Genomic DNA, 15,892 nt, shown 5'->3' with positions numbered 1-15,892 from the left:
GCGGGCTGGGGATCAGCCGGTGGCTCACTAGACCGCATCTACCTGGAACGTCGGTGGTAGATGCTTCAATGAAAACGCCCCGGTCACGGGGGTGAGCGGGGCGTTTTTGACGCGGCCTGGATTCAGACCGCCAGCTTCTGCTCGCTGCGGCGGATTGCACGTACCTTGTGCAGGGTATCGGCACAGGTGCGGGCGGCTTCCTGGCCCTTGTGCACGAAGTGATCGAAGAAGAAGGTGTGGTGTTCGCTGCCCGCGTGGAAGTGGTGCGGGGTCAGGGACACCGAGAACACCGGTACTTCCGTTTCCAGCTGCACTTGCATCAGGCCGCTGACCACCGATTGGGCGACGAATTCGTGGCGGTAGATGCCGCCGTCCACCACCAGCGCGGCGGCGACGATACCGGCGTAACGACCGGTCTTGGCCAGCAGCTTGGCGTGCAGGGGCATTTCAAAGGCGCCGCCGACTTCGAAGAAATCGATGTCCGATTCCTGGTAGCCCTGCGCGATCATTTCGGCGAGGAAGCCTTTGCGCGATTGGTCGACAATATCCTTGTGCCAGCAGGCCTGGATAAACGCGACGCGCTCGCCGTGGTGGTGCTTGATTTTGCTGTCGATTGCGGTGGGTTGCATGTTCTGACTCCTGTTTAAGAAAAAAACAGGGCGTTATGAATCGAATGGGATTTAAGGGTACGGACAGCTTCGTCATGCAAGCATGAGGTCGGCGCGCGGCCCTTAGGTGCCAATCCCGTTCTCTCTTCATCCGGACTATGACCGTCGGCCCCGGGATCACACCGGGTCTGCTGACCTTGTCGCCGTCCTGCGCGAGCAGTTCGAGGCGCCAAGCGCTCGCGGGCTATGCACATTGCGTGCAATTACCGCCGGTGGGGAATTGCACCCCGCCCTGAGAACGTTGCCGCCAGAACCCTGGCGGCGGAGAGTTTTTAACACGGTTTTTCAAAAACTGCACCACCGCTGTATCGATAAGCTATATCGGTTTGTTTGGTTGGTATTCGATTGAAGGGGTTTGGGGCTTGATATTCCGTGGCTTTGCCCGCAGTAATCTGTTTCAAAAGGAACTTACTCATCCCTCAGAGGCTTGTTTCATGTCTGTGATCGACCTGCGCAGCGACACCGTGACCCAACCCACCCCCGGCATGCGGGACGCCATGGCCAATGCGGCCAGCGGTGATGACGTGTACGGCGAAGACCCCAGCGTCAACCATCTGGAAGCCGAACTGGCCAAACGCCTGGGGTTTGCTGCCGCGTTGTTCGTGCCCACCGGCACCATGAGCAACCTGTTGGCGTTGATGGCGCACTGTGAGCGTGGCGAGGAATACATCGTCGGCCAGCAGGCCCACACCTACAAGTACGAAGGTGGCGGCGCGGCGGTGCTCGGTTCGATCCAGCCCCAGCCACTGGAAGTGCAGGCGGACGGCTCGCTGGACCTGGACCAGGTGCTGGCGGCGATCAAGCCTGATGACTTCCACTTTGCCCGCACGCGTCTGCTGGCGCTGGAAAACACCATGCAAGGCAAGGTGTTGCCGCTGGAGTACCTGGCGAAGGCGCGGGCGTTTACCCGTGAACACGGCCTGGCCCTACATTTGGATGGCGCGCGGCTCTACAACGCGGCGGTCAAGCTGGGCGTGGATGCGCGGGAAATTGCCCGGCATTTCGATTCGGTGTCGGTGTGCCTGTCCAAGGGCCTCGGCGCGCCGATTGGTTCGGTGCTGTGCGGCTCCACGGCGTTGATCGCCAAGGCGCGTCGCCTGCGCAAGATGGTCGGCGGTGGCATGCGTCAGGCCGGTTCGCTGGCGGCAGCGGGGCTGTATGCCCTGGATCATCAGGTGCAGCGTCTGGCCGAGGACCACGCCAACGCCCAATGGCTGGGGGATGAACTGCGCAAGGCCGGTTTTGAGGTCGAGCCGGTGCAGACCAACATGGTCTACGTGCAGATCGGCGACCGGGCGCAGGCCCTGAAGGCGTTTGCCGCCGAGCGCGGCATCACGTTGAGCGCCGCACCGCGCCTGCGCATGGTCACGCATCTGGACGTGAGCCGGGCGCAGATGGAGCAGGTGCTGCAGACATTTGTCGAGTTTTCCCGAAAATGACAGTGCAGACCGTCTAATTGACTGTTTCTATCGCATAAACACGCTGTACCACCGGCAAAGGGCCGATATAATGCGGCCCTTTGCCGTCGCTCCGTCTGATGATGTTGCGCACTGGCCTTTGGCCGCAGCCTCCGTGGAAGAACCTAATGAAAAGCGCAGAAATCCGTGAAGCCTTCCTTCGCTTCTTCGAAGAGCAAGGTCACACCCGTGTAGCCTCCAGCTCCTTGATCCCAGGCAATGACCCCACCCTGCTGTTCACCAACGCGGGCATGAACCAGTTCAAGGACTGCTTCCTGGGTCAGGAAAAACGTGCCTACACCCGTGCTGTCAGCAGCCAGAAGTGCGTGCGCGCCGGTGGTAAGCACAACGACCTGGAGAACGTCGGCTACACCGCCCGTCACCACACCTTTTTCGAAATGCTCGGCAACTTCAGCTTTGGCGACTATTTCAAGCAGGACGCGATCAACTTCGCCTGGACCTTCCTCACCGGCGTGCTGAAGCTGCCGAAGGAAAAACTCTGGGTGACCGTCTACGCCAGCGATGACGAAGCCTACGACATCTGGACAAAGCAGGTTGGCGTACCGGCCGAGCGCATGGTGCGCATTGGCGATAATAAAGGCGCGCCGTACGCGTCCGACAACTTCTGGACCATGGGCGACACCGGCCCGTGCGGTCCTTGCACCGAGATCTTCTACGACCACGGCGCCGACATCTGGGGCGGCCCTCCGGGTTCGCCGGAAGAAGACGGCGACCGTTACATCGAGATCTGGAACAACGTGTTCATGCAGTTCAACCGCACCGCCGATGGCGTGCTGCATCCACTGCCAGCGCCGTCGGTGGACACCGGCATGGGCCTGGAGCGGATCAGTGCGGTGATGCAGCATGTGCATTCCAACTACGAAATCGACCTGTTCCAGAGCCTGCTGGCCGCGGCTGCCAAGGCCATCGGTTGCGCCAACGAAGAGCAGGCGTCGCTCAAGGTGGTGGCTGACCACATCCGTTCCTGCGGTTTCCTGATTGCCGACGGCGTGCTGCCGTCCAACGAAGGTCGTGGTTATGTGCTGCGCCGCATCATCCGTCGCGCCTGCCGCCACGGTAACAAGCTGGGTGCCAACGGCAGCTTCTTCTACCAGATCGTCGCGGCCCTGGTGGCCGAGATGGGCGACGCGTTCCCTGAGCTGACCCAGAACCAGGCGCACATCGAGCGCGTGTTGAAGGCCGAGGAAGAGCAGTTCGCCAAGACCCTGGAGCAGGGCCTGAAAATCCTCGAGCTGGACCTTGCCGGCCTGCAGGGCACCGTGGTGCCGGGCGACGTGGTGTTCAAGCTCTACGACACCTATGGTTTCCCGATGGACCTGACCGGCGACATCGCCCGTGAGCGCAACCTGACCCTCGACGAGGAAGGTTTCGAGCGCGAGATGGAAGCCCAGCGCGTGCGCGCACGTTCGGCCAGCTCGTTCGGCCTGGACTACAACAGCCTGGTCAAGGTTGACGTGGCCACCGAGTTCACCGGCTACACCGCCACCCAAGCCTCGGCCAAAGTGGTTGCCCTCTATAAAGAAGGCCAGTCGGTCGACGTCTTGAATGAAGGTGACGACGGTGTTGTGGTGCTGGACCAGACCCCGTTCTACGCCGAATCCGGTGGCCAGATCGGCGACTGCGGGTTCCTCAAGGCTGCTTCCGGCCGTTTTGACGTGCGCGACACCACCAAGACCGGTGGTGCGTTCCTGCATCACGGCGTGCTGGCTTCGGGCAGCCTGACCGTAGGTTCGCCGGTAGACGCGCAAGTGGACGCGGACGTGCGTCACGCCACGTCGCTGAACCACTCGGCCACTCACTTGCTGCACGCTGCACTGCGCCAGGTACTGGGCGAGCACGTTCAGCAGAAAGGTTCGTTGGTGGACAGCCAGCGCCTGCGTTTCGACTTCAGCCACTTTGAAGCGATCAAGCCTGAGCAGATCAAGGCGCTGGAAGACATCGTCAACGCCGAGATCCGCAAGAACACCGCAGTGGAAACCGAAGAGACCGATATCGAGACCGCCAAGGCCAAGGGCGCCATGGCGCTGTTCGGCGAGAAGTACGGCGACAGCGTGCGCGTGCTGAGCATGGGCGGCGATTTCTCGGTGGAACTGTGTGGCGGTATCCACGCCAACCGTACCGGCGACATCGCCTTGCTCAAGATCATCAGCGAAGGCGGCGTGGCCTCTGGTGTACGTCGTATTGAAGCAGTGACCGGCGCTGCGGCCCTGGCTTACCTCAATGCGGCCGAAGAACAACTCAAGGAAGCGGCCAGCCTGGTCAAGGGCAGCCGCGACAACCTGATCGACAAGCTGTCCGCTGTGCTGGAGCGCAACCGTGCGCTGGAGAAACAGCTGGAACAGTTGCAAGCCAAGGCAGCCAGTGCGGCGGGTGACGATTTGTCTGCTACCGCGCTGGACGTCAAGGGTGTGAAAGTCCTGGCTGCGCGCCTGGATGGCCAGGACGGCAAGGCGTTGTTGGCCTTGGTCGATCAGTTGAAGAACAAGCTCGGCCGCGCAGTGATCCTGCTCGGCGGTGTCCATGAGGATAAGGTCGTTCTGGTTGCCGGTGTAACCAAGGACCTGACTGGCCAACTCAAGGCCGGTGATTTGATGAAGCAAGCCGCTGCGGCAGTGGGCGGGAAGGGCGGTGGTCGTCCGGACATGGCGCAAGGCGGTGGTGTAGACGCAGGCTCCCTGGACGCGGCCCTGGCCCTGACCGTGCCGTTTGTCGAGGCAGGCATTTAAGGCACTGTTAATGAGCCCATGGTCTAGTCATGGGCTCGCTGCGGTGCTGGAAGATTTGTTTATTGGGCGCCCCTTTACGGGCTGAGGCGGCTTAGAAATGGCTTTGATCGTACAGAAATTTGGAGGCACCTCGGTCGGCTCTGTCGAAAGAATCGAGCAGGTCGCCGACAAGGTTAAGAAATTCCGCGATGCCGGCGACGACCTGGTGGTGGTGCTGTCGGCCATGAGCGGTGAGACCAATCGCCTGATCGACCTGGCCAAGGCAATCAGCGGTGATCAACAGCCGCTGCCGCGTGAGCTGGATGTGATCGTGTCGACCGGTGAGCAGGTGACCATTGCCCTGTTGGCCATGGCGCTGAACAAGCGTGGCGTGCCCGCGGTGTCCTACACTGGCAGCCAGGTACGTATCCTGACCGACAGTGCGCACACCAAGGCGCGCATCCTGCAGATCGACGATCAGAAGATTCGTGCGGACCTGAAGGAAGGTCGAGTGGTCGTTGTCGCCGGTTTCCAGGGCGTTGACGAGCAAGGCAACATCACCACCCTCGGGCGTGGCGGTTCGGACACCACTGGCGTAGCGTTGGCAGCGGCCCTGAAGGCCGATGAATGCCAGATCTACACCGATGTCGACGGCGTCTACACCACTGACCCGCGTGTGGTGTCCGTGGCCCAGCGCCTGGACAAGATCACCTTTGAAGAGATGCTGGAAATGGCCAGCCTCGGTTCCAAGGTGCTGCAGATTCGCGCGGTGGAGTTCGCCGGCAAGTACAACGTTCCGCTGCGCGTATTGCACAGCTTCAAAGAGGGTCCGGGCACCCTCATTACTATTGATGAAGAGGAATCCATGGAACAGCCGATCATTTCCGGCATCGCTTTCAACCGCGATGAAGCCAAGCTGACGATCCGTGGCGTGCCAGACACCCCGGGCGTGGCCTTCAAGATCCTGGGCCCTATCAGTGGCGCGAACATTGAAGTCGACATGATCGTGCAGAACGTTTCGCACGATAACACCACCGATTTCACTTTCACCGTGCACCGCAACGAGTACGATGCGGCGGAGCGGATCCTGCAGAACACCGCGCGCGAGATCGGCGCACGTGAAGTGGTCGGCGACACCAAGATTGCCAAGGTGTCGATCGTGGGTGTGGGCATGCGTTCCCATGCCGGCGTTGCCAGCCGCATGTTCGAGGCCCTGGCCAAGGAAAGCATCAACATCCAGATGATCTCCACGTCTGAGATCAAGGTCTCGGTGGTGATCGAAGAGAAGTACCTGGAGTTGGCTGTGCGCGCCTTGCACACCGCTTTTGAGCTCGACGCTCCGGCCCGACAGGGCGAGTGATGCAGTGCCAGGAAGGCGCGGTTTACCGCGCCTTTCCTTTTTTTGTGGGGCGCATGTTCTTTTGCGTGGGCTCGACAATACTTAGGCGGGTAGGGCTATGACCTTTTTGGTTGTAGGTCGAAGGCCTTTTTTTTGCAGACTGTTGTTCCTGAACTGAAATGCGTGAGGAGAAAGGTATGCTGATTCTGACTCGTCGGTGCGCAGAAAGCCTGATTATCGGTGATGGCGAAATCACCGTGACCGTGCTCGGCGTCAAAGGCAATCAAGTACGTATCGGGGTTAATGCTCCGAAAGAGGTAGCGGTCCACCGCGAGGAAATCTACCTGCGGATCAAGAAAGAGAAGGACGAAGAACCAAGCCTTTAATTTTTATCGTTTTTTATGTTTGCAAACGGGGATGAACGTGGTTAATATACGCCCCGTGTTGCGGAGAGCTGGCCGAGTGGCCGAAGGCGCTCCCCTGCTAAGGGAGTACACCTCAAAAGGGTGTCGGGGGTTCGAATCCCCCGTTCTCCGCCATTATTTGCTTAGTACGTTGCAATCTGGTTTTTTCGCTAAGTTGTTGAAATTAAACGAAAAAATAGCTTTACATAGAGATTGAACGGCCTATAATGCGCGGCAACAAATGCACTCGTAGCTCAGCTGGATAGAGTACTCGGCTACGAACCGAGCGGTCACAGGTTCGAATCCTGTCGAGTGCACCATTTAAGAGTTAGTTGCAGCGATGCAGGTAGCTTGGCTTCAACCAGTTGTGATCTGGTCTAAAAACACAATCTGCACTCGTAGCTCAGCTGGATAGAGTACTCGGCTACGAACCGAGCGGTCACAGGTTCGAATCCTGTCGAGTGCACCATACAAACAAAAAGCCCGCCGAGTGCGGGCTTTTTGCCGTCTGGGGTTTGTGTAGGACTTCATCTTTTTCTCCTGCCTTCATGTGTTTTCCTTCTCCGCTACGTCGTCGCAGTTCATAGATGCAGCCGATGCTCAGCTTTGGCTCGCAAGCGCTTGTTCTTTCCAGTTTTTTGACGTTAAAAGCGCGCGCAGCGTGTATCATTGCGCCCGTCAGCCCCGCCGGGGCTTGTGGAATACCTCCATGGACTTACCCAGTAGTTACTCAGTACCCCGCTTTACCAATCATGAATTGACTGATTGATCCTTCCGGCGTGCCCCGCTGCTGGGAGTGGAGTTCGCCTATGACCGAAGTAGAAGTAAAGAAAACACAAGAAAGCCTGCAGGATCGTCTGGCTCAAGTCATCGAGCTGCTGCAGCGCCAGCGCGTGGTCGAAGACCTCACGCACCGCCAGGAAGGTCCGAACCACGACCGCGTCGAAAACCTGGTCCATCGGCAAAACCTCGTCGAGCTGCAACGCAAGCTTGATGACCTGCACTCCGCCGACGTCGCCTACATTCTTGAAGCCTTGCCGCTTGATGATCGACTGACTCTCTGGCAGTTGGTCAAGGCGGACCGCGACGGCGACATCCTCCTCGAAGTATCCGATTCGGTTCGCGAAACCCTGATCGCCGACATGGACGATCACGAGCTCCTGGCTGCCGCCAAGGAGATGGACGCTGACGAACTGGCAGACTTGGCCCCTGAGCTGCCGCGTGACGTTGTCCATGAGCTGATGGAGGCCCTCGACGGCCAGCAGCGTGAGCGCGTGCGTTCCGCCTTGTCTTACGACGAGGATCAGGTTGGCGCCCTGATGGACTTCGAGATGGTCACCATCCGTGAAGACGTCAGTCTGGAAGTGGTTCTGCGCTACCTGCGCCGCCTCAAGGAGCTGCCGGGGCACACCGATAAGCTGTTCGTGGTCGATTACGAAGGCATCCTCAAAGGTGTGCTGCCGATCAAGCGTCTGCTGGTCAACGACCCCGAGAAGAAAGTGGCGGATGTCATGGCCAGTGATCCGGTGAGTTTCCACCCGGACGAAGACGCCTATGATGCCGCCCAGGCCTTCGAGCGTTATGACTTGATTTCGGCCCCGGTGGTCGACAAGAACGGCAAGCTGATCGGCCGACTGACCATCGACGAAATGGTCGACCTGATTCGTGAAGAGAGCGAAACCGAAGTCCTCAACATGGCGGGTCTGCGTGAGGAGGAAGATATCTTCGCCTCGGTCTGGCGCTCGCTGCGTAACCGCTGGGCGTGGCTGGCGATCAACCTGATCACGGCGTTCATCGCGTCTCGGGTCATCGGCTTGTTCGAAGGCTCGATCGAGAAATTGGTGGCCCTGGCGGCGCTGATGCCGATTGTGGCCGGTATTGGGGGTAACTCGGGTAACCAGACCATCACCATGATCGTGCGGGCCATGGCCCTGGACCAGGTGAACACCGGCAATACATCACGCCTGATGCGCAAGGAGTTGGCGGTTGCGTTGATCAATGGCGTGGTGTGGGGCGGGGTGATCGGTATCGTGGCCTACTTGCTGTACGGCAGTTGGTCGCTTGGCGTCGTCATGACCGCCGCCATGACGCTCAACCTGCTGCTGGCCGCATTGATGGGGGTGTTGATCCCCATGACCCTGGCGCGCCTTGGGCGCGACCCTGCAATGGGTGCCAGCGTGATGATCACGGCCATGACCGACAGTGGCGGCTTCTTCATCTTCCTGGGCCTGGCCACGATCTTCCTGCTTTGATCCCTCAAGGCAAACCAGCTCCCCGCAGGAGCTGGCTTGCCAGCGATCGCATCCCTTCGGTCCAGCTGACGGACCCCGTCGCCTAGATCGCCGGCAAGCCGGCTCCTACAAAAAAACGCGCAAAAAAAAGCCAGCACATGGCTGGCTTCGGCTTTCAGTTGCAGATCAGTCGGCTTCTGCGGCCGCTTCAACGTCGTGCGCAATAAGCGAGACGAGAGCATTTTGCTGGCGGTGGGAGAGCTGACGAAAACGCTGCAGCAGTTCGCGTTCATGCAGTGACAGCTCGGGGCTGTCCAGGCGCATGCTCAACTCTTCGCCCAACGCACCTTCCTGAATGAGGCTCTGTTCCAGGCGCGCGATGATTTCGGAGTTCATGCTGCGGTGATGATTGCGAGCCACCTCGGCAATGCGTTCCCGCATTCCGTCTGGCAGACGTACGACGAACTTGTCAGCCGTACGGCTGGAATAAATTGCCTGTTTCAATGGGCGCATATATTTAACCGGTTAGTTCAGGGGAGCGGTTTTTGGAATTGGCCGCAAGATGAGTGTTAAGACAAGACTCACGACCAAAGTTCAACCCGAATTGCAAAGAGGCCGCATCATGCCTCAGATTTGACAGTTCCTTGGCGTCAATTCTGTGACAAATATTGAACTGCCTAAAGGCTTTATGCCAGCACTGATTTGCATTTTTGCGGACTGGTTGGAAAACTTTTCCACGAGTGATTCCGCAAGGGAACTTCCCGTAAGTCCAGGCCACCACAGGGTTTGAGGCCGCACATCCTATAGCAATATGGCCTTTTGCCCTTAATTTTAAGACTAGTGGCAATTTGCCGATTTACTAGGGCTAGGCGACATAAGGTAGCGGTGGGGGGGCTGCAGGAGGTGTCAGCGCAACACCGGGTCAAATTTGAATCGGCGGCCAACGATGAGCGATAGCACCAGCAGGCTGGCAAATACCCCGGTAGCGATGAATGCAGTGGTCTGCCCGTCCTGGGCGGATGTGTTCAGGCCAAAAATGCCTGCGCCGAGGGTCAGGCACAGCAACAGCCAGGCAGGTTTGTTCATGGCCGCCACCTCAGAAAATCCAGTGTTCGGAGGCAGGTGTCTCCTGGGTATTCACGCGAATCGGTGATTGCGCACCGGGCGTCATCACAGCCAGTTGTGGGCGCTGTTGCAGGTGATGAGGCACCGCCTGGCTGATTTGCTCTGCGTCTTCGGAGTGGGCGGATTGGAAATGAAACATGACCAGTGCCGCCAAGGCTGCAGCATTAAGGGTCAACAGAAGGGCGCTGTTCATGTTCTTGTGCTCCGCAGTGGCTGGGCCGGATAAGTTTTGTAGGATATGTATTGCAGGCCTCGTGCCAACCTTTTAAGTTAATAAAATCAAATGGTTAGGCGTAATTTAAAGTGCGGGCTCGTTGCATTTTGCAAGACGGGCAATTCGCAGGATTGCATTTTGCACGATGCCGCCAAGTGCCCGGCATTGCTGGGTGAAACGTGGATCTATTGGCTAAGGTGCGGCCTACACTCAAAAAGCCTACGGACGACATGACAAACGCCAACCTGGCCGTTAACATGCACGCCGTCCGTCGCCGCCCGCTTGGTAGGCGCCTGTCATTTGTCCCAGTAGCTCAATTGGATAGAGCATCCCCCTCCTAAGGGGAAGGTTGGCCGTTCGAACCGGCCCTGGGACACCAGATTCAAAGCCCCGCTCAGACTGTTCTGGCGGGGCTTTTTTGTGGGCGGGCGCCCACATCGCGTCGAACCTTGCGGGCGATCAGGGTTCACAGCCAATGCGCTATGTATTTGTTGCAACCGGTGTACCTCCCGGGCGATCAAGCAGCGTCTGAGCTATTAAGCAAAAAATTCCCCGGAAACAGCCGATACCGCCTGTCCGGATCCGGCAACCCCGGACTATCATGCCGATAGCCCTGTCTCTCACTGCAAGGAGCCGCTCGGAACGCCGATGCGCCAGATCTGGAAATCTTTTCGAGCCCTTTATTTCGCCTCCTTGATGATGCTGATCGGCTCCGGCCTGCTCAGCACTTACCTGGCCCTGCGCCTGGCCGCCGACCATGTCGACAGCCTGTGGGTGGGTGCGTTGATGGCCGCCAACTACTTTGGCCTGGTGCTGGGCGGCAAGATCGGGCACCGCCTGATCGCCCGGGTCGGGCATATTCGCGCCTACGCCACCTGTGCCGGCATCGTCGGTGCGGCGGTGCTCGGCCACGGGTTGATCAACTGGCTGCCGGCCTGGATCGTGCTGCGTACGATCGTGGGTCTGGGGATGATGTGCCAGTACATGGTCATTGAAAGCTGGCTCAACGAGCAGGCAGACGCCAAGCAACGTGGCGTAGTGTTCAGTGGCTACATGATTGCGTCCTACCTGGGCCTGGTGCTGGGGCAATTGATTCTGGTCATGCACCCCCAGCTTGGACTTGAACTGCTGATGCTGGTCGCGGTGTGCTTTGCCCTGTGCCTGGTGCCGGTGGCCATGACTCGACGCATCCACCCCGCGCCGCTGCACCCGGCGCCGATGGAGCCGCGTTTCTTCATTAAGCGGGTACCGCAGTCGCTGAGTACGGTGCTGGGAGCAGGGGTGATCGTGGGTTCGTTCTACGGTTTGGCGCCGCTCTATGCGTCACAGCAAGGGCTGACGACCGAACAGGTCGGCCTGTTCATGGGCTGCTGTATTTTTGCCGGCCTGCTGGTGCAGTGGCCGTTGGGCTGGTTGTCGGACCGCTATGACCGGGCTTTGCTGATTCGCTGCTTTGCGTTGTGCCTCGCGGTGGCGGCATTGCCCCTGGCGATCCTGTCGCAGGTGCCGCTGGAGGTATTGTTCGTCGCCGGTTTCCTGTGTTCGCTGGTGCAGTTCTGCCTGTACCCGCTGGCCGTGGCGTTTTCCAATGACCACGTCGAAGGTGATCGCCGGGTGTCGCTGACCGCCATGTTGCTGGTGACCTACGGCATTGGCGCTAGCATCGGGCCGCTGCTGGCGGGTGTGGCGATGAAGCTGTTTGGCAGTCACATGCTCTATGCGTTCTTCAGCCTGTGTGCGTTGATCCTGGTGTGGCGTATCCGGCCGAAGGCGGTGACCAACTTGCATCAGGTGGACGACGCGCCGCTGCACCACGTGGCGATGCCTGACAGCATGTCCAGCTCGCCCCTGGTGGCTTGCCTTGACCCACGGGTGGATGAGGCGGTGGTGCAGGAACAGATGCAGGCCACGCCCGTGGATCCCGCGCCCGAAACCGATCCGGCGCCGGTGGTGGATGAGTCCGTTGTCGAAGGGCCGCCGCCGCCTCTGGACCCGGATGACCACCCTCACGACCTGAGCCGCGCGCGGCCCTGAAAGCAAAAACGGGCAGATCCCATCAGGATCTGCCCGTTTTTTATTGCGCTCGAAAAAGCTTAGAAGTCGTCGTCTTTATCGAAACGACGCGCTTCGCGCTGCAACTGGTACACGAAGCGCTCAACCTGGCGCTGCACCAGGCCGCTCATGTTGTGGAAACGCACGCCGGCAAAGGTGGTGTTGATCTTCTCTTCGAAGTGCAGGTAACGCAGCTCTACTGAGGTGGTCATGCTGCCAAAGGGCAGGGCCGCGATAAAGCGGTCGTAGACCTGGCCCAGTTGCAGGCGCTCGGAGATATCGCCTTCAAAGCGCAGTTTGCAGCCGGTGGCGGAGATGTCGAGCAACTTGCCGCTGATCGGCGCCTTGAGCTTCTCGCCACCCAATTCGATATTGACCAGTTGGGCCAGCTTCAATGCGGCGCGGAAGGCATTGCGACGCTGATGGTAGACCACCTCGTCGGGCATACTGCCGGTGTAGATGCGATGGCCGTCTTTTTCGCTGACGGTCAGGGTGCCCTTGCTTTCCCAGGCAACACGCACGCCGTCATGGAAACCCTCGATGCGGAACGGTTCGCCATTTTCGAGGTGGCGCTCACCGTCGCGCGGGATCATTTCGTCCAGGGCCAGCGTCCCGCTGTCCCGGTCAACGTCCACCAGGTAGCTTTGGAAGCGCTGGCTGCGTTCATGGAAAGTGATGATCAACGGATCATGGCTTTCTTGCAGCATCCGCAAAGTGCCGGCGATTTCCAGAGGCGTGGTGAGGACCTTGGGTGGCTGCGGGGCATCTTCCGCATTGAGGGCGTTGAACACGGTTCTTCCATCTCCAGACAAAATACGACTTCACGCAAGAACAGGCATTTTGCCAGCATGTAGCGCGCCTTGGATAGGGCGCGCTGAAAACCGGCGTCAGGCTTGGCTGCGAGTGCTTGGCTTGACCAGGCGCGAGGTGGAGCCTTGGGCGTTGTAGAGGGCCGGAGGCTCTCCGCCGTGGAGTATACGCAACTGGTTGGCGGTCGTGGCTTGCTGAAGCTGGATCGACTGACCGTTGAGCAGGTTGGCTTCCTGGCACTGGGCGAGCAATAGATTGAGGGCGTTGCTCTGTGCCAGCAGTTGGTCGCCGACCGAGGAGTGACTGGCCAGCTGTGCGAGGCCGTCGTGATCAGCCGGCAGGCCCAGGCTGATGAGAATCTGGCTGCGCTTCTTGCCATGCTGTTCCAGCAGCACAATCAGCGACTGCTTGCGTGCGAGGATTTCCTCCAGCAAGCGCATGTCCCGGCCGTACAAGGCCAGGGACTCTTCTTTGAGCAGCTCGAGCAAATGTTGCGTCGGCGCCAGATCGTCAATGATCAGTTGAAGCAAATGTTCGTCGTGGTGCATGGCTGGCCTTGGGTTTTAAGCGTCCAAAAGCCCTGCGCAGGCCTTTGCCTAGCGCTCGGCTTCGAAGTTAAGCAGCTTGCTGGCTACACGGTTGCTGTCGACTTTATAGCTGCCATCGGCGATCGCCTGTTTCAACTCGGCCACACGGGCTTTGTTGACTACCGGTTGATCGCGCAGCGAGTCAGTGACCTTCTGCAACTGTTGAGCCTCATTGCTCAGGTGTACCGATTCCCCGCTTTGGCTGGCACCGGCCTGCTCTGCCTTGGCGGGCAGGGGCTGGGACTTGGCATCTACGCTGTCCTTGGCACCGCTGGTGCGCGTAGAACCGGGCAAAGCCTGGGCGTTATTCAAACGGCTGAAATCAATGACCATAATAAAAAACCTCTGGGTATTTGGACGCTTGCCATGTTTTCGGCCATACCCGGACAAACTTTAGGCTCGATTGACAATAAACCTGTTTGCGCGAACGTCTGGCGCACAGTGTAGGAAAAGCTGGCGTCCGATACCAGTGATCTATAAAGCCACCTCGACTTGACCGGGGGCTGTCACCCGCGCCTTGATCACGCGGTTGGAATTCAGGTTTTTCACGCGGATCTGCTCGCTCATGCCGCCGTTGGACAGCGCCTCCCCGGGCATTTTCACGTTCAGCGCGCCGCTGCTGGCAGAGATGACCACTTGGTCGCCCTTGCGCACAACCTCGGCCTGCTCCAGATGCACCAGGGTTATCACCTGGTCAGTGACCATTGGTCGGGTCAATTTCTGCCCGATGGCCTGGTCCAGCGAAGTCAGGTAGCCCTGGTTGATCAGGCTGATATCCCGTTCACGTAGGGCGACGTCCTGGTCACCAATGATGCCGGTGCGCTTGAGCGGGCGGGTCACCACCACCACGTCACGGAACAGCTTGACCTGCGCCGGCACGAACACCGTCCAGGGCGACGCACCTTCACAGCGTACTTTTACCGTCACGCGGCCAATCGGCTGGGCCGGGCTTTCCAGGGTGGCTGTCAATTCCTTGTCGCACGCCGGCATGCGCAGGCGGGGGTCCAGCTGGTTGACCTGGATTTCGTAGCGCCCGGGCGTCTGGGTGGTCGCCAGATAATCTTCTACAGTGAACTCAAGAAAGCCCTGGGTGACGCCGATAAGTAGATCAGGCAAGGTGACGTTATCTGCGCGGGCCGTGGCCCCTGTGCCCATGGCAAGCAATGCCAGCGACGCACATAGGAAGCTGCGTAGTCGCTGCGGAGCAAGGCGTCGGGAAACTGTCGTTTTAAGGTTCATGACCAATAAAAAGCAAAGCTCGTGCCGTTTAATGTTGGGTACGCGTCGTACCCCTTAGGTTTTAGCGTAGGAGTCTGGGCATGGCAGGTGTAATGGATTCAGTAAACCAGCGCACACAGCTGGTAGGGCAGAATCGCCTGGAGTTGTTGCTTTTTCGCCTGGACGGCAAGCAGCTATATGGCATCAACGTGTTCAAGGTGCGGGAAGTGCTGCAGTGTCCCAAGCTGACGATCATGCCCAAGTCCAGCCCGGTGGTGTGTGGCGTTGCCAACATCCGCGGGGCGACGATCCCGATTCTTGACCTGGCCATGGCCACCGGTTCTGCCGGCTTGCAGGACCGTGAGAGCCCGTTCGTGATCATCACCGAGTACAACACCAAGACCCAGGGCTTCCTGGTGCGCTCGGTGGAGCGCATCGTCAACATGAACTGGGAAGAGATCCATCCGCCGCCCAAGGGCACCGGCCGCGATCACTACCTCACGGCGGTGACGCGGGTCGACAACCAGTTGGTGGAAATCATCGACGTGGAAAAGATCCTCGCCGAAGTGGCGCCGACCTCGGAGAACATCTCGGTGGGTGTGGTCGATGCCGAAACCGCGCACAAGGCTGTATCGCTGCGGGTGTTGACCGTGGATGACTCCTCCGTGGCGCGCAAACAGGTCACTCGTTGCCTGCAAACCGTCGGGGTGGAAGTGGTCGCGCTCAACGACGGCCGCCAGGCCCTGGATTACCTGCGCACGCTGGTGGATGAGGGCAAGAAGCCCGAAGAAGAATTCCTGATGATGATTTCCGACATCGAGATGCCGGAAATGGACGGCTACACACTCACGGCCGAGATACGCAACGATCCGCGCATGCAAAAACTACATATCATCCTGCATACTTCGTTGTCGGGTGTATTCAATCAGGCGATGGTCAAGAAGGTCGGCGCCGATGACTTCCTGGCCAAATTCCGCCCTGATGACCTGGCATCCCGGGTAGTCGACCGGATCAAGGCAGCAGATCACGGCTAGGGGATTTCCCCTGGCGGTCACACGATT

The 15,892-nt window shown here is 59.3% G+C and carries 15 protein-coding genes, 4 tRNA genes and 1 riboswitch; of the genes, 11 read left to right on the top strand and 8 right to left on the bottom strand.

Annotated elements, in window-relative coordinates; translation table 11 throughout:
- Positions 1 to 122 precede the first annotated feature (122 nt).
- Positions 123 to 629, bottom strand: a complete 507-nt coding sequence (locus M2394_RS15805; RefSeq protein WP_178925486.1) for a 6,7-dimethyl-8-ribityllumazine synthase — start codon at positions 627 to 629, stop codon at positions 123 to 125.
- 113 nt (positions 630 to 742) lie between these two features.
- Positions 743 to 912: riboswitch (FMN riboswitch) on the bottom strand.
- Positions 913 to 1,102: 190 nt separating this feature from the next.
- Here M2394_RS15805 and ltaE point away from each other — a divergent pair.
- The 8 genes from ltaE to mgtE all read left to right on the top strand — a co-directional run bounded on the left by ltaE (position 1,103) and on the right by mgtE (position 8,846).
- A complete protein-coding gene (ltaE, locus tag M2394_RS15800) occupies positions 1,103 to 2,107 on the top strand; it encodes a low-specificity L-threonine aldolase (RefSeq protein ID WP_178925488.1) in 1,005 nt (334 codons plus the stop codon).
- Between the two features lie 146 nt (positions 2,108 to 2,253).
- Complete coding sequence (gene alaS / locus M2394_RS15795; RefSeq protein ID WP_259173099.1) at positions 2,254 to 4,872, top strand: alanine--tRNA ligase; 2,619 nt, start codon at positions 2,254 to 2,256, stop codon at positions 4,870 to 4,872.
- Positions 4,873 to 4,969: 97 nt separating this feature from the next.
- Complete coding sequence (locus M2394_RS15790; RefSeq protein ID WP_178925492.1) at positions 4,970 to 6,211, top strand: aspartate kinase; 1,242 nt, start codon at positions 4,970 to 4,972, stop codon at positions 6,209 to 6,211.
- Positions 6,212 to 6,387: 176 nt separating this feature from the next.
- Complete coding sequence (csrA, locus tag M2394_RS15785; RefSeq protein ID WP_003175645.1) at positions 6,388 to 6,576, top strand: carbon storage regulator CsrA; 189 nt, start codon at positions 6,388 to 6,390, stop codon at positions 6,574 to 6,576.
- Between the two features lie 62 nt (positions 6,577 to 6,638).
- Positions 6,639 to 6,729: transfer RNA gene (locus M2394_RS15780), tRNA-Ser, on the top strand.
- Between the two features lie 108 nt (positions 6,730 to 6,837).
- Positions 6,838 to 6,914: transfer RNA gene (locus M2394_RS15775), tRNA-Arg, on the top strand.
- Positions 6,915 to 6,986: 72 nt separating this feature from the next.
- A tRNA-Arg gene (locus M2394_RS15770) sits at positions 6,987 to 7,063 on the top strand.
- Positions 7,064 to 7,403: 340 nt separating this feature from the next.
- Positions 7,404 to 8,846, top strand: a complete 1,443-nt coding sequence (gene mgtE / locus M2394_RS15765; protein ID WP_176997952.1) for a magnesium transporter — start codon at positions 7,404 to 7,406, stop codon at positions 8,844 to 8,846.
- A gap of 165 nt (positions 8,847 to 9,011) precedes the next feature.
- On the opposite strand, the gene M2394_RS15760 is transcribed toward mgtE, so the two are convergent.
- From M2394_RS15760 to M2394_RS15750, 3 genes are all read right to left on the bottom strand, one after another.
- Positions 9,012 to 9,338 carry an Arc family DNA-binding protein gene (locus M2394_RS15760; protein ID WP_024076996.1) on the bottom strand — a complete coding sequence of 109 codons (327 nt, stop codon included), beginning with the start codon at positions 9,336 to 9,338 and terminating at the stop codon, positions 9,012 to 9,014.
- 393 nt (positions 9,339 to 9,731) lie between these two features.
- Positions 9,732 to 9,911, bottom strand: a complete 180-nt coding sequence (locus M2394_RS15755) for a PA3371 family protein (RefSeq protein ID WP_178925494.1) — start codon at positions 9,909 to 9,911, stop codon at positions 9,732 to 9,734.
- A 10-nt stretch (positions 9,912 to 9,921) separates the two neighbouring features.
- The gene (locus tag M2394_RS15750) at positions 9,922 to 10,143 is read right to left on the bottom strand and encodes a hypothetical protein (RefSeq protein WP_259173094.1); all 222 of its coding nucleotides are present in this window, start codon (positions 10,141 to 10,143) and stop codon (positions 9,922 to 9,924) included.
- Between the two features lie 323 nt (positions 10,144 to 10,466).
- Between M2394_RS15750 and M2394_RS15745 the strand changes: the two genes are divergently transcribed.
- Both M2394_RS15745 and M2394_RS15740 read left to right on the top strand, forming a co-directional pair.
- Positions 10,467 to 10,543, top strand: a tRNA-Arg gene (locus M2394_RS15745).
- A 269-nt stretch (positions 10,544 to 10,812) separates the two neighbouring features.
- The gene (locus M2394_RS15740) at positions 10,813 to 12,198 is read left to right on the top strand and encodes an MFS transporter (RefSeq protein ID WP_259173093.1); all 1,386 of its coding nucleotides are present in this window, start codon (positions 10,813 to 10,815) and stop codon (positions 12,196 to 12,198) included.
- A gap of 59 nt (positions 12,199 to 12,257) precedes the next feature.
- Here M2394_RS15740 and M2394_RS15735 read toward each other — a convergent pair whose 3' ends face one another.
- The 4 genes from M2394_RS15735 to flgA all read right to left on the bottom strand — a co-directional run bounded on the left by M2394_RS15735 (position 12,258) and on the right by flgA (position 14,852).
- Complete coding sequence (locus M2394_RS15735; RefSeq protein ID WP_178925508.1) at positions 12,258 to 13,007, bottom strand: flagellar brake protein; 750 nt, start codon at positions 13,005 to 13,007, stop codon at positions 12,258 to 12,260.
- Positions 13,008 to 13,103: 96 nt separating this feature from the next.
- The gene (locus tag M2394_RS15730) at positions 13,104 to 13,574 is read right to left on the bottom strand and encodes a flagella synthesis protein FlgN (RefSeq protein WP_176997947.1); all 471 of its coding nucleotides are present in this window, start codon (positions 13,572 to 13,574) and stop codon (positions 13,104 to 13,106) included.
- A gap of 48 nt (positions 13,575 to 13,622) precedes the next feature.
- Positions 13,623 to 13,946, bottom strand: a complete 324-nt coding sequence (gene flgM, locus M2394_RS15725) for a flagellar biosynthesis anti-sigma factor FlgM (protein ID WP_176997946.1) — start codon at positions 13,944 to 13,946, stop codon at positions 13,623 to 13,625.
- Positions 13,947 to 14,087: 141 nt separating this feature from the next.
- Positions 14,088 to 14,852 (bottom strand): flagellar basal body P-ring formation chaperone FlgA, encoded by a 765-nt coding sequence (gene flgA, locus M2394_RS15720; protein ID WP_259173092.1) that lies wholly within the window; start codon positions 14,850 to 14,852, stop codon positions 14,088 to 14,090.
- A gap of 80 nt (positions 14,853 to 14,932) precedes the next feature.
- Here flgA and M2394_RS15715 point away from each other — a divergent pair, with 80 nt between their 5' ends.
- Entirely contained in the window at positions 14,933 to 15,865 is a 933-nt protein-coding gene (locus M2394_RS15715; protein ID WP_178925512.1) for a chemotaxis protein CheV, read from the top strand.
- The last annotated feature ends 27 nt before the right edge of the window (positions 15,866 to 15,892 follow it).

Origin of the sequence: Pseudomonas sp. BIGb0164 (assembly GCF_024810135.1) — a bacterium.
Taxonomy (GTDB): domain Bacteria; phylum Pseudomonadota; class Gammaproteobacteria; order Pseudomonadales; family Pseudomonadaceae; genus Aquipseudomonas.
Note: the sequence above shows the minus strand (reverse complement) of the source record. Positions and strands in the feature narration are given on the sequence as shown.